Annotated in this window: 14 protein-coding genes and 4 tRNA genes; 3 read left to right on the plus strand and 15 right to left on the minus strand. The window is 29.9% G+C overall.

Going from position 1 to position 13,898, the window contains the following annotated elements:
- Window positions 1–28: 28 nt before the first annotated feature.
- The 3 genes from SSYRP_RS04590 to SSYRP_RS04600 are packed head-to-tail and all read right to left on the minus strand — an operon-like array spanning window position 29 to window position 2,763.
- On the minus strand, window positions 29–1,051 hold the full coding sequence (locus SSYRP_RS04590) for a nicotinate phosphoribosyltransferase (RefSeq protein WP_016341133.1): 1,023 nt from the start codon (window positions 1,049–1,051) through the stop codon (window positions 29–31).
- Window positions 1,038–1,667 (minus strand): YtpR family tRNA-binding protein, encoded by a 630-nt coding sequence (ytpR, locus tag SSYRP_RS04595; RefSeq protein ID WP_016341134.1) that lies wholly within the window; start codon window positions 1,665–1,667, stop codon window positions 1,038–1,040. The genes SSYRP_RS04590 and ytpR overlap by 14 nt, the downstream gene beginning before the upstream one ends.
- Complete coding sequence (locus tag SSYRP_RS04600) at window positions 1,660–2,763, minus strand: M42 family metallopeptidase (protein ID WP_016341135.1); 1,104 nt, start codon at window positions 2,761–2,763, stop codon at window positions 1,660–1,662. Before SSYRP_RS04600 ends, ytpR begins: the two co-directional genes overlap by 8 nt.
- A 133-nt stretch (window positions 2,764–2,896) precedes the next feature.
- Between SSYRP_RS04600 and SSYRP_RS04605 the strand changes: the two genes are divergently transcribed.
- Both SSYRP_RS04605 and SSYRP_RS04610 read left to right on the plus strand, forming a co-directional pair.
- On the plus strand, window positions 2,897–3,736 hold the full coding sequence (locus tag SSYRP_RS04605; protein ID WP_016341136.1) for a DegV family protein: 840 nt from the start codon (window positions 2,897–2,899) through the stop codon (window positions 3,734–3,736).
- Window positions 3,737–3,762: 26 nt separating this feature from the next.
- Complete coding sequence (locus SSYRP_RS04610) at window positions 3,763–4,626, plus strand: DegV family protein (RefSeq protein ID WP_016341137.1); 864 nt, start codon at window positions 3,763–3,765, stop codon at window positions 4,624–4,626.
- Between the two features lie 73 nt (window positions 4,627–4,699).
- On the opposite strand, the gene SSYRP_RS04615 is transcribed toward SSYRP_RS04610, so the two are convergent.
- From SSYRP_RS04615 to SSYRP_RS04670, 12 genes are all read right to left on the minus strand, one after another.
- Window positions 4,700–4,792, minus strand: a tRNA-Ser gene (locus SSYRP_RS04615).
- Window positions 4,793–4,808: 16 nt separating this feature from the next.
- A tRNA-Trp gene (locus SSYRP_RS04620) sits at window positions 4,809–4,883 on the minus strand.
- A gap of 62 nt (window positions 4,884–4,945) precedes the next feature.
- Window positions 4,946–5,021 (minus strand) — tRNA-Trp (locus SSYRP_RS04625).
- Window positions 5,022–5,090: 69 nt separating this feature from the next.
- Window positions 5,091–5,564: a Fur family transcriptional regulator gene (locus SSYRP_RS04630; RefSeq protein WP_016341138.1), complete on the minus strand. Its 474-nt coding sequence runs from the start codon at window positions 5,562–5,564 to the stop codon at window positions 5,091–5,093.
- Window positions 5,565–5,578: 14 nt separating this feature from the next.
- Window positions 5,579–5,803 (minus strand): phosphopantetheine-binding protein, encoded by a 225-nt coding sequence (locus SSYRP_RS04635; protein WP_016341139.1) that lies wholly within the window; start codon window positions 5,801–5,803, stop codon window positions 5,579–5,581.
- A gap of 86 nt (window positions 5,804–5,889) precedes the next feature.
- Window positions 5,890–6,969: a TMEM164 family acyltransferase gene (locus SSYRP_RS04640; RefSeq protein WP_016341140.1), complete on the minus strand. Its 1,080-nt coding sequence runs from the start codon at window positions 6,967–6,969 to the stop codon at window positions 5,890–5,892.
- An 80-nt stretch (window positions 6,970–7,049) separates the two neighbouring features.
- Window positions 7,050–7,424 (minus strand): hypothetical protein, encoded by a 375-nt coding sequence (locus SSYRP_RS04645; RefSeq protein WP_236608043.1) that lies wholly within the window; start codon window positions 7,422–7,424, stop codon window positions 7,050–7,052.
- 55 nt (window positions 7,425–7,479) lie between these two features.
- Window positions 7,480–8,772 carry a hypothetical protein gene (locus SSYRP_RS04650; protein ID WP_016341142.1) on the minus strand — a complete coding sequence of 431 codons (1,293 nt, stop codon included), beginning with the start codon at window positions 8,770–8,772 and terminating at the stop codon, window positions 7,480–7,482.
- Window positions 8,773–8,823: 51 nt separating this feature from the next.
- Window positions 8,824–10,245 carry a proline--tRNA ligase gene (proS, locus tag SSYRP_RS04655; RefSeq protein ID WP_016341143.1) on the minus strand — a complete coding sequence of 474 codons (1,422 nt, stop codon included), beginning with the start codon at window positions 10,243–10,245 and terminating at the stop codon, window positions 8,824–8,826.
- A 3-nt stretch (window positions 10,246–10,248) separates the two neighbouring features.
- Window positions 10,249–10,929, minus strand: coding sequence for a hypothetical protein (locus SSYRP_RS04660; RefSeq protein WP_016341144.1), 681 nt, complete (start codon window positions 10,927–10,929; stop codon window positions 10,249–10,251).
- Window positions 10,930–10,987: 58 nt separating this feature from the next.
- The gene (cls, locus tag SSYRP_RS04665; RefSeq protein ID WP_016341145.1) at window positions 10,988–12,526 is read right to left on the minus strand and encodes a cardiolipin synthase; all 1,539 of its coding nucleotides are present in this window, start codon (window positions 12,524–12,526) and stop codon (window positions 10,988–10,990) included.
- Between the two features lie 96 nt (window positions 12,527–12,622).
- A tRNA-Ser gene (locus SSYRP_RS04670) sits at window positions 12,623–12,713 on the minus strand.
- Window positions 12,714–12,897: 184 nt separating this feature from the next.
- Here SSYRP_RS04670 and SSYRP_RS04675 point away from each other — a divergent pair.
- Entirely contained in the window at window positions 12,898–13,890 is a 993-nt protein-coding gene (locus tag SSYRP_RS04675) for an SGNH/GDSL hydrolase family protein (protein WP_016341146.1), read from the plus strand.
- The last annotated feature ends 8 nt before the right edge of the window (window positions 13,891–13,898 follow it).

Below are 13,898 nucleotides of genomic sequence, written 5' to 3' on the forward strand. Positions count from 1 at the left end.
CATTAATACTTTAATTATAAAACATTTTTTACCGTTTAACTAGTCGTTTTGTTTCAATATTACTACGGCCAAATTTTGCTTGTTTAACATTATTTAACATCACTAAGTCCCCGGTAAATCCAACCGATAATTTTGCTAATGACTGACCAACCCCATAAATATCAACAGGAACTTGGTTTGCTTCAAACATTGCAATTTTTTCGGCATTGAAACCAGAAGAAACAATAATTTTAACGTTCTGATAACCATTATTATCCAGGGCTTGACGTAATGCTTGGATTAATTCCTTGCTAACACCATTAACTGGTGTTGCTGAATATTCATCCTCTTTACCAAGAAAATATTTATCAGTTAATGCTTGTGAAGTATCCACACGCACAGCAGCTAAGGTTGGAAATCTATTTGCAACCAGTAAAGAATCCTTAATAACATCATTATTATAATCAACCAAAGCAACTAAATCTTCTGTTGGGAAATGTTTTTGGTAAGCTTCTAAGGCCCTAACTAAATCACCATTAAAAGCTTGGATTAAAGCGTGGGGAACTGTTCCCATTGGTGTTAATTTTTCTGGTAATAATGATACTTGCGCTGGGGTAACAAACTTTCGAATTCCACCAATATATGCCGCATATCCATCTGTTGCTTGATTATAATAATAATCATTACGATCATTCATAAAAATAATTGCTTTTGATTGGGCTGCTTGTAAAACACGATAACAGTTAGTAGCAATACTTGTTTGTCGCGCTAAAATTCCATCAATTAAACCTTCTAAATGACCAAAATTACTATAGTGACCAATAATTTTTAAAACAGGTTCATTCGCATTAATCAAATCCCCATCAGCTAGGGCCCATATTTCTAATGTTTCTGGATTAAAAGCTTCTTGGCGAATTAAATCAACACACTCATTAATTCCACATAACTTAACATTGTCATTCCGTTGAAAAAACTGCATCGTAACAATATCGTTGGGACGTTCTGCTTTTAAAATTTTAGCTGTTTTTTGAAAATAAACGGCACTATAAAATCCATCCTTAATTTTGCTCATTATAATATTCCTTTCAAAAACTGTTACCAGTATGATATTGCTGGTCATCTAAAATTAGTAAACCTTTAACAAGATTGTCATTTGCAATCCCTAATTCACGTGCAGAACATAGCATACCGTTTGATTGTTCTCCCCGTAACTCGGAAGGAACAATTTTCATTAAATTTGGCATAATTGCTCCAATTGTTGCAACAACAACTTTTTGATTTTGATCACAATTCGGAGCCCCACAAACAATTTGTTCATTTTTTTGTCCCAAATTAACTTGGCAAATACTTAATTTATCCGAATTAGGATGATGCACACGACTATTAATTTCCCCAACTAAAAACTGTGGTTCTTGATTATACTGTTCTCAAAGACCAGCTTCTAATTTTAATACTGAACCTAATTCAGCAATTAAGCGTTGATTATCACTATTAATCCCATGATATAACTCACTAGTTATTTTTTTGCTTGCATTAAGTAAATTAAAACCAACAAATTGATTTTCTTGATCATAAAAAATAGTTAAATCCCCATCTTGGGTAGAATTTTTGTGATCAAAATCTTTAACATAACCAAATAATGTGTCAAATCCTAAATTATAAAAAAGTCCGATTGTTTTTTTATTCATTTTTTATACTCCTATTAACAAAATTAAAATTATCAATTTTAACGGCATCTAAATCTTTAACGATTGCTGTAACCAATTTAATTGTTTCATTAAAATCATCTAAATCAATAATACCACTAATTGTATGTAAATTACGAGCAATTAAACATGCTTGAATTGTTGGAACCCCATAGTCATGTAAATGAACTTCCCCCGCATCTGTTCCCCCAGGAGAAATATAAAACTGTGATTTAATTTCTTCTTTTGCCATTAAAGCCATTTGATATTGAAATAAATCATAGCGGGTAATATAACCGCGGTCCATCCCACGTAACATAACCCCCGCTCCTAGTTGTCCAAAAGCAGCTGTTGAACTATAATCTTGCCCCGGTGAAACATCTGTCACAATTGCAAAATCAGGGTTAATTAGACTTGTTGCTGTCCGTGCTCCTCGTGTTCCTACCTCTTCTTGAACTGAAAAACCAACATATAAATCATAATCTAAATCAAGATCTTTGATTCGTTCTAATACTTCTAACCCTAAAATAACCCCCATTCGATTATCAATTGCTTTTGATAATAACCTTTTTTCATTTAAAAAAACAGTTGGCCCTTCACAAATTAAAAAGTTTCCTGGTCGAATTCCCTCAGCAAGGGCTTGCGCTTTTGAACTAAAACCAAAATCAACTAACATTTCAGTAATTGGGGTGGCTTTTTCTCGCGCCGCAGGGGTCAAAAGATGAGGAGAAATGGCCGAAAAAGCCCCCGTTAAAAAACGCCCATCATCTGTCAATAATTTGACACGTTTTGCTAATAGTGTTTGCTCTCAAATTCCTCCTAATGGATTAACACTTACTAACCCTTGTTCATTAATTTGGCGAACCATAAAGCCAACTTCATCACCATGAGCCATTAACATTACTTTTTTGGGGTTAGTTATCCCTTTTTTATTCCGAATAACGGCAAAACAACTGCCTAAATTGTCTTGAATAATTTCAGTGGTATATTTTTGGTAATATTTTTTAACTAATTCTGTCACTTGGAACTCACATCCTGATGGTCCAAAGGCTTGTAAAATTTCTTCGTACATTTTTTTGCTATTATCTAAAAGTTTCATTGATATCTCCCTTTCATTCTTGAAAATATTATATCAAAGTTTATAATTAAAGTATTACTAGTATATTTTTAAATGCAGTAATTTATTTTGAAAGCTAAAAAATTTTAATATTAATAAAGAAATGAGGATACATATGAAAAAAGTGGCCCTGTTAATTGATTCCTCTTCTGGGGTTAAGAAAGAAATGTTAAAGCAATATGAGGATACATATTTATTACCTCTTTTGTTAAACTTCCCAGATGGAACAGAAATAGAAGATGATGATGACGTTATTTCATACGATGAATTCTATGATATTTTAGAACACCAAGTTATCAAAACTAGCCAAATTCCGTTAGGAAAAATGATGACAACATGAAATGACCTACTAAAAACTTACGAAAAAATTGTTTTTGTCGGTTTATCAAAAGGCTTATCAGGACAACATGACAGTACATACATGCTTTCTCAGCAGGATGAATATAAAGATCGCGTTTTTGTGATTGATACTGATGGTGTTAGTTTAATCATTCGAAAGATGATTGATGATATCTACCAATGAATTAAAAGTGGAATTAATGTTGCAGAAATTCAAGCTAAAATTGATGAGTTAAAACAACACTTTAGTGCTTTTATTGTTCCTAAAAGTTTAGAAACTTTAAAACGTGGGGGGCGAATTACCCCTGCCGCTGCGGCATTAGCCAAAGTTTTAAAAATTACACCAATTTTACGTTATGATGGTAAAATTGATAAATTTGATAAAACTCGAACATTTAAAAAAGCAGTAGAAACAGCTCTAACCCAAATTAAGAAAGAACGTGAATCACGAAAAATTGATTTAGTATATTCAAAAATGAATGACGAGCTATTAGAAGAAGTAAGAAACATTATTAAAGAAAAAGGATTTGAAATTAATCAGCTAGCAAATTTACCAAACGTTATTGCCGCCCATACTGGAGCAAATACTATTGCACTAATTTGTTGAGATAAATAAGTTTCAAAAAGTAAGGAGAAATAAATATGAGCAAAAAAATAGCCATCTTGACTGACTCATCAGCAGGATTTACAGATAAAGAAGCTAAAAAATATGGGATCTTTGTGCTTCCCTTACATATTATTTTAGATAATGAAATTGATATTTATGATACTGAAGAAAATCGCGAAAAATTTAATTTTATTGAAACTGTTCGATCGGGAATTACAAAAACTAGTCAAGCTTCAAATGGAGAATTGATGCAAAAATATGATGAAATCTTAAAAGATTATGACGAAATTATTCATTATCCGATTGCTGAAAAACTTTCAAGTCAATATGCAACAGCATATACAATTAGCCATGAAGAAGACTATAAAGGAAAAGTACATGTTGTTCGTAATCATACTGCTGCTTTTGCTTTAAAAAATTTAGTTATTTATGCCCAATCATTAGTGGAAGAAAATAAAACTGTCGAAGAAATTATTGCTAAAACAAATGAATTTGAAAAAGAAAGTTATATGGCAATGATTCCTGGTAGTGTTGATCGTTTGGCAAAAGGTGGCCGCGTTGGAAAAATCTTAATTTCATTAATTAGTTTATTAAAAATTAAAGTATTAATTCAATGAGGAGAAACCCCAAAAAAAATTGGAACATCACGAACAATTAATTCATTAATTGAAACTTTAGTAGAAAGCTTTAAAAATTTTGCTAGCAAAATTAAAGAAACATACCAAATTTTTGTTTTAAAAACAGCTGAATGTAGTCCAAAAGTATGAGATTCAACAGTTCAAAAACTATCTGAATTAAATGTATCCTATAAAGTTGAAGATATTGCGCCAATTTTTCTGGCCCATGCTGGTCTAGATACTATTGCTGTAATTGCTCTCCCACAAAAATACTTGAAATAACATATCTTATCAAATAAAAAATTAGGAAGTAAATTCCTAATTTTTTTGTCTAAATTTTCTTGTTTAAATTAAATGGCGGAAGTAAAGAGATTCGAACTCTTGCGTGAATTGCTCCACCTAACGGTTTTCGAGACCGCCCCCTTCAACCAGACTTGGGTATACTTCCAATTTAATGTAAATTATGGCAGGGGTGACAGGACTTGAACCCACAACCAACGGTTTTGGAGACCGCTGTTCTACCATTGAACTACACCCCTATCTCACAGTAAAATAATACCATAAAATAAAAAAAAGTATCATCTACTTTTCAACATCAATATGGCAGGGGTGACAGGACTTGAACCCACAACCAACGGATTTGAAGTCCGCTGTTCTACCGATTGAACTACACCCCTATAAAAAAGTGTTATAAACACTTACTTATTTTAACAAATAAAAATTAAATAGCAATAAATTTTTAATTATTAATCAAGATCATCATCGAAATGATTATGACCTTCCCCACTGTTTAAACAATTACTGCATAAACCATGGCCTTCAATTTTAAAATGAATTGGCTCTCATGCCATTTTTTTCATTCCTTCACTTAAATTTATTAAATCAATTTTTTGCAATATTTCTGAATCCGTAATATGAACGACATTTTTACAAGCATCACAAATCATATGAACTGAAGGATTTTGGGCCAAATCATATCAAATTTGTTTCCCATCAAATGTATTGGTAAAAACAATATGCTCACGTAATAATAAATCAATTGTGTTATAAACTGACATTAAATTAACATTTTTAAATTCTTTTTCTAACTGTTCAACAATTTCAGCTAAAGTCAAATGTTCATTTGTTGTTAAAATTTTAATAATAGCAAGTCTAATATCCGTTAAGCGATAGTTTTTTTCTTTCAGTAAATCAACAATTTTTTCATACGACAACGCCATAAACTAAAAGTCTCCTATTTTTTTAATTCTTCAATTATTGCAACTAAATCGGAAACCTTATTAATATCCATTAATTTATCATCAGGAATTCTAACATTTAATTTTTTTTCAGCAATAATAACTAAATCCATTAAATCTAACGAGTCAATTCCTAAATCTTTAAAAACAGTATCCATTGTAATATTTTGTTTAATCCCATTTTCATGGAAAACTTTTTTAATTTCTTCTAAAATATTCATATAATCCGCTCCTTTTGTTTATAGATTTATTATAACAAAGTTTTAGGGAAAAGATTATTGAAATTATCTTGGCAAAATAAAAACAATTATTTTAGTTTTAATAATTGTTCAATCTCATTATCAAAATAATTTGCTAATTTTGCTTTAATAATTTCTGCTCTTAATTTTGCCCTACTTCAAAAGAATGATTTAAAAGTGAAGAAAATATATTCTTTCCCCATTTGCCCATAAAAATCGTTTTGTTGTGATTTACTATTGTAAATAATTCTTTTTGTTTTTTCATCATACTGTCCATTTTGCTTAATAAAGAAAAGTAAAACATGGGCTGGTAAAATTAATAAAATTCCTAGCATAACCATCCAAAATCAAGCTAATGGCCAAATATATTTATCCCCAACATAGTTTGTGTTTCATTTTCCAACATTAAAGCCCCCAATATTTCAAGGACTACCACCATTAGGACCAACATATAACATATTAGCATTAAAAATTCCGTCCCAAATCACTGCCACAATTGAAAATACAAATAATCATAAAAACTGCCATTTTAATAACAGACCTGTATATGATCGACCAACTAAACCATACTTGTATACATAAATATATGAAAAAATAATAAGTGTATGTAAAATAAAATAATTATAGTAAAAGATATTATCCAAACTTCAATAAGGATTAACTGGATTAACAATTGCTAATACAGGTAAAACTAAAGCTGATGGGGCACAAATCTCAAAAAAACGCTTGCTCGGAAAAATCAATAGAAAGCCCGATAAAAGTTGATGAATACTACATAAGTGTAATGGCATAATTTCACTTAATGGTCGTACTTTTGACATTCCTGATGGTCCTCAAAATCAGTTTTCTTTTAATACTACTGCTAAATAAGCTGCTCATATTGCATAGCAAATAAAATAAGTACTAATTTGGTATACCCCTATTGAAATGCGAAATCACTTTCAGTTTGCTGTTTTAGCATAATATTTTTTAAATACAAATAGTGACCCCACAATTAAAACAAATATTACAATCCCAACAAGCTGAAAAAGATAACTTTGTCCTTTAAAAGCCAATTGCTCTTGTCATCCTAAACCCGGCTGATAACTCCCTGCTGGGTCTAAAAAACCTCATGGCCCCTTCCCTGATGGATTAAATTGCGCCTTCATTCTCTTCCTCCTAATGTTAATTAATATAAAAGCAATATTATTTTATCTAATTTTTAAAATTAAATAAAGTAGTTTTGACCTTAAAGATAAATTTTCCAAATAAGAAAAGGCTCATAATCTAAACTATAATGATAAATTAAAATAGTTTTTGACATTCCTATTAGTTCATTACTGAATTTAAAGCCTAAAAAACTCTTGTTCTGATTAATAATAGGATAACTTTTAATCCATTGTCCCAAAAAACTTATTTCAAAAGCATCATTAATAATAAAATACTCTTGATTACTATAATTAATTAATGATTTTTGATTAGGAAAACTTAGCCTGAGATGATAGGGTTGATAATTATCATTTGGTTGCTTTGGTTTTCCAGGCGGTGATGGTTTTTTCTCGATCTGTAAATTTGGTTTGTTATTTTCAATCATAATTTTTTGATAAATATAATAACTTAACACCCCTCCACAAATTATAAAAATAAAAACTAAAATCCAAATAATAACTTTTTTACTACTAATTTTTATAATAAAACTCCGCTGAAAAAGTATCAAACACTTCCTTCGTGAATTCCTGATTAAAATAATTTCTTAAATCAAAGTTATTTATTAGATAAATTTGATTAAAACTATCTATTAATTTTGTGAGTTCATTATGAGGGTCAAGTTCTTGTTCAAGAATTTTTATTCTTAAGTTATTATAATTTGGTTGGGATACTAAAATTTGATTTATTGTAATATTTCACTGTAAAATTTTTGTTGATAAAAATACTTGTTCTTGTGCTAAAAAAGGATTAGTAATGAATCCCATCATCCTATTGTCAAAATTTGGTTGAAAACTAACTACTTCTTTTTTAGAATCAAAATAAGGTTTATCAATGAAATGATGATAATAACTTTTTGTCCCGAAATCATATTGTAAATAACCACGGATTTTATCACTATCATACTTTGTTTTACTTTCTATAATAGTTGTTTCTGTTAGAAGCGGATTAAAATTATAATTATAAAAATTATTGATTTTATCAATTTTTGATCAAACATCAATTGGAAAACCCTTAAACTGTTCTTTATCAAACACAAGTTCAGTTCTAATCTTAAAGAGCTGGTCGATAAAATTATTTGTCATGTGATTAAATGATATTTCAAAATTATTTTCTGCCAAAGTGCTTTTTTGATAAAATTCACCCGTTGCAATATTATATAGTTGATATTTCAGAAATGGACTAATTTTTAACTGTTCCTGGGCAGCTTCAACCTTATTGTGTAAATTAACGATTGTTTCTAAGTAGGATGTTTTTGCCACAAGACCATTATCTTCTAAACTAGGAATTGTAATAACTGTGCTCATTTTATTAACCTCAGTTGTCGTAAAACAGCCATTAGGAATAGCTAATTTTGCTCAATGCCCAAAGCTTATTGTTTTATCTTTAATATTAATAATATAATTATTATTACTTTTGACTAAATTATCAAATAGACAACCTTTTTTATTATTAACATTAATAACAACTTCTAATTCAATAATCTTTAGATTTAAACTTGGAAAATGATTAAATAATCATTGGTATGATTTAAAATGGCCATAGCGATCTTGGCGATATATTTCTGTTGTTTGGCCATGTTTGTCAAATCATGGTTCGATCATCCCAATTGTTGGACGAAAATAAAACGGATATAATTCTTCACCTTCCCCACCAGGAAGGGCTAAAGTTTCAATTGCCACATCTAAACTTAAATTAATTTTATTGTTGCCAATAAAATTATGACTATCATTATTGTAAATTGATGATTCATTAACAGCAAACAAAATAAAAACCTCCTATTTTAGTTTTACCTAAATAAGAGGTTAAATTCCTTTTTAATATGACCTAGCAAAATAAACAATTAATTCTGAATCACTTTGACAGTAAAAACACTTTGCTTTTTCTTGTTCAATGCCAAAGGGAATACAACGAGTTGTTGTTTGCGTTTCAGCCTTAATTTTTTCTTCACAAGTAATTTTGCCACAAAATGGCGCTAAATATAAACCATTTCCAGCGTTAAGCGCCGCTTTATATTCTGCAAAAGTATTTAATCTTTTTGTATTTGCATCACGATTATTTAAAGCACGTTCATATAAATTAACGCTAATTTCTTTTAACAGTTTATCAACAACAGTTGGAATATCAGCCAATAAAACTGGAATTTTTTCAAAATTATCACGGCGAACAATTGTCACCTTATTTTCAGCTAAATCACGTGGCCCGATTTCAATTCGTAACGGGATCCCTTTAATTTCAGTATTTGCTGCTTTGAAACCATAGCTTTTGTCTGAAAAGTCAATTTCACAACGATAGTTTGTTAAAGCTGCTATTACTTCATTACTTACTGTAGTTAATTGTTCATCATTTTTAATTGGAACAATCATCACTTGAATTGGGGCAATTGCTGGAGGTAATACTAACCCACTATCATCACTGTGGCTCATAATAATTCCCCCAATTAGTCGTGTTGATACTCCTCATGATGTTGAATAAGCATACTCTAATTGATTTTCTTTATTTGAAAATTTAATATCAAATGGTTTAGTAAAATTTTGGCCAAAATAGTGACTTGTTCCACATTGTAAAGCTTGCCCATCATACATTAATGCCTCAATTGTATATGTCTTATCGGCTCCAGCAAATTTTTCAAATTCCGTTTTTTGACCCTTAATAACTGGTAACAATAATGTTTCTTCAGCAAATTTAGCATATAGATTTAAAATTTTTAAAGTAAAATCTTGGGCTTCTTGTGCACTGCTATGGACAGTATGTCCTTCTTGCCATAAAAATTCACTTGTGCGTAAAAATGGGCGGGTTGTTTTTTCTCAGCGTAAGACATTCACTCATTGATTATATAATAATGGTAAATCACGATAACCTTGAATTTCCTTACTAAAAAACGTCCCAAATAATACTTCAGAAGTTGGACGAATATATAGCTCTTCATCTAACACTTTATCACCAACTTTTGTGACTGTTGCTACTTCCGGAGCAAAACCTTCAATATGATCTTTTTCTTTATTAAACAATGATTTAGGAATTAATAATGGAAAATAAACATTTTTAACTTTTAATTTTTTAAATTCCCCATCAAGGATTTGTTGAATATGTTCTCAAATTGCATAACCATAAGGTTTAAATATAATTGTCCCTTTAACTGGCCCATAACTAATTAAATCAGCGTTTAAAACAATATCAGTGTACCATTGGGGAAAGTCAACACTACGAGGTGTTATCTTATCTAATTTCTTACTCATAATTTACTTCTTTCTACTTTTAACTGTTAAATTTTCAATATTACCTTTTTCCCCTTTAAATAATTTAATTTTTAAATTATTTTGGCTCATTAAATATTGTTCAATCCGTTTAACATATTCTGGGTTTTTAACTAAAATTCATGAAATTACTTCTGGTTTAATATTTTCAGAGATTTTAATCCGGCGAGTCACTTCATCATATTCTCAATCCGCTTTTGTCTGTTCATATAATTTTTTAATATCTAAAGCGATTATTGCAATTTGATTGGGATCAACTTTTTGCTCAGCAATTCACTCTCAAAAAAAGTGTCGTGTTGAATTATCTAACTCAAATTCTAAATGATCTTTTTTTTCTAAATAGGTTCAAACAGTATATTCATCATTTTTACCTAAATGAATGTTATTAACCGGTTGTAGGCCAAACTCTAATTGTCGTAAAATATTTTTTACATCAGTATAAAAGAGTAGCACTTTTACTTTTTGATTATTAATTTCTTTAATAATTTTTTGGGTTTTTCGACGGCGAAAACTAAAGCCAGTTTTAACATCCCCAACTGGTTTTTCTTCAAATAATTCTGCTACTGCTGCTTCATCTTTATCTTCTTGTAATAAGTTTTTAACTTTTTTCTCTTTTTGCTCTGGTTCATGTTGGTCATCTGATTTTTTTAATTTATTAAATAACATTAGCCCACTTCCTTCTACTTTTACTTACAAAATAATTATACTTTATTTTTATTTCAACTTATAAAATTGGTGCAAAAAGTTTTAGACAAACTAACAAAAAGCGATATTTTAATGGCTTATATTTAATTGGTCATTCTTGTCACATAATAGCATGCTGAAAGTCTCATTCTCAGCGTGGTAAAAAAGCTTCAACAACCGTTTGATCATAAATAATTGCACTTGTTTGATGATCGGCAAAAAAACTACGGTAATCTAAATTACAAGAACCAATAATTGTGACATCATTATCAAAAATGGCAATTTTATTATGGTTAAAAATACCATTCATTTCAAAGATTTTTACTCCCGCCGCAATTAATTCACGGCAATAAGTTTTCGTAATATCAAGAACAAAAATTTTATCCGTTAGACCTGGAATTGTTAAACGGACATCAATCCCTGACCGCGCAGCCAATTTAAGCGCTTCAATTAATTCGATTGGGGGAATAAAGTATGGTGTTGATAATCAAATTCGCTTTTGCGCACTATTAATTAACGATAAATAAACATCTTTTGTAATTGATTGGTCAATACTTGGACCATGACTAACAATTTGAACCATCGCTGTTCCTTGACTATTATAGTTTTTTGTTTGTAAAATCGCTGGGACTAATTCTGTTAACTTTTCTTGATGTTTTGTTGCAAAATATCAATCATCAACAAAGGTAACTTCTAATCCGCGGACGGCCTTTCCAGCAATCCGAACTTGGACATCATGAAATAAACCAAACTTTGCCGATTGATTAGCATAAACATCTGCTAAGTTAATTCCTCCCGTATAACCGACTAAACCATCAATTACAACATCTTTACGGTGATTACGATAATTGGCATTACCATTGATAAATGGAGTAATAATTGGTAAAAACTTTTGAACAATAACCCCAATTTTTCGTAATTTACGAATACTTTTTTTACTAATTTTAAAATAGCTTCCAACATGATCATAAATCATAAAAACTTGGACCCCAGCGGCAATTCGCTCACGTAAAACAGCACAAACAATTTCAAATAATTCCCCATCCGCAATAATAAAATAATTTAGTAAAATATATGATTTAGCATTGGCCAAATCATCTAACATTCGTTGAAAACATTTTGCGCCATTTTCCATAATTTCAATCGCATTATTTTGATATAACGGTTTTTCCGCAATTTCATTAATTAAATCAACTGTTTTAACAAAATGTTGAGGTAATAAACCAGCCGTTTTTTTAGCTTCATTATTTGTTAATAAATTATTTTGATATTCCCTTTTATTAATTTTTTCATAAAATAAGGTTTTTTGATTTGAATAATGGTATTTTCGTCCAAACATAAAATATGAACAAAGCCCTATTATTGGGACAAAATTAATAAAAATAATTCAAGAAAATTTAACTTCATAACGTCGTTTTGAGAAAAAAATCACAAAAGAAAACAAAAAGTCAATTAAAATAAACCCCAGAAAAATAAAAGTATATTGAATGTTAAAAACAACTGCTACTGCGACAATTGCTAATACTACTAATCCAAATAAGAAAATCATTGATAAAATAATTTTTAACCAATTTTTCATAACTTAACCCCACATTATTTTCATACTTATATTTTATCAATTAAAATAAAAAAAGTTATAGTAAAATATAACTTCATAACTAATCTTTAAATTTAATGGCGGAACAAGAGAGACTCGAACTCTCGCGCCGGTTACCCGACCTAACACCTTAGCAGGGTGCCCTCTTCACCAACTTGAGTATTGTTCCAAATTGATTACAATTATTATTATACAAAACTTAAATTATTAAACAAGTAAAACAACTATTTTTTTCGGAAATCTTTATCTAAAACTTTTTACGACAATAATTTTTTCTTCTTGACATCTATTGTTTTTCGGTTATATTTAAAATAAGTTATTTTTACAACAAGGCAATGGAGATGGTATTTCATATGTTATTTAATAACACAAAAGATAGTAATAAAACAGCAAAACCAGGAAATCAAAAACTTACTAATTTTTTTATTTTGGGTGATAGTTTAAGTGATTCAAATGGTCTGGCCACGGCTGGAACAGTTCTTTTAAATGCTGGAAAAACCGAAACAGTTGAGGCCATTATGATGCCCAAACCATTTGTCAATAATTCTTTTACAAATGGTGATGTGAGTGTTAAAGTGTTAGCGGAAAAAATGGGTTGACCCCTAACAGCCGGATGAAGTTTCATATATAAAGATGAAAAATATAGTAAACATGGCAATAACTATGCTATTGCTGGGGCCACAACAGGGCCAATGGATAACCTATTATCACGGCTATTTTTTAACCATTTCAATCTTGCAAACCAAGCAACCGCATTACTAGAACAACATAATGTTGGAACAACAGATTTAGTTATTGTTCAAATTGGTGGTAATGATTTAATTAACATTTTGACAGAAAATACTGAGCTGGCAGTTAAACAAAACCACCTAAATAATAGTTTAATTAATCTTGAACAAACTCTTAATGTCTTAATTACACAAGGAGTTAAAAATTTATTGTTAATTAATAGCGTTGATTTGGGAAGTATCCCCTATTTTCAAAATAATGAACAACGTAAACTAGCAACAAAAATGACAAAAAAATATAATAGCGGAATTGATAAAATAATCACCAAAATAGCCGCCCAAAATGAAAAGATAATTATTAAACAATATGATTTATTTACCCGTTCAAATCAATTTCTGTTGGCTTTTCAAGAGCTTGATCCTCACCATAATATTACTGATCCTTGTGTTAACTTTGATTTTAAAGAGCTGCGCACCGGAAAAATTATTCCAAAATATTATGATAATACTAGTCCCGAAAATTTAAGCAAACACTTCTTTTTTGATAATTTTCACCCAACAAGATGGGCCCATCAAAAAGTCGCCGAAGATTTATACCAAATTATTGAAGCTTGATAAAAGTTTCT

This window comes from Spiroplasma syrphidicola EA-1, assembly GCF_000400955.1.
In the GTDB taxonomy this organism is placed as follows: domain Bacteria; phylum Bacillota_I; class Bacilli_A; order Mycoplasmatales; family Mycoplasmataceae; genus Spiroplasma; species Spiroplasma syrphidicola.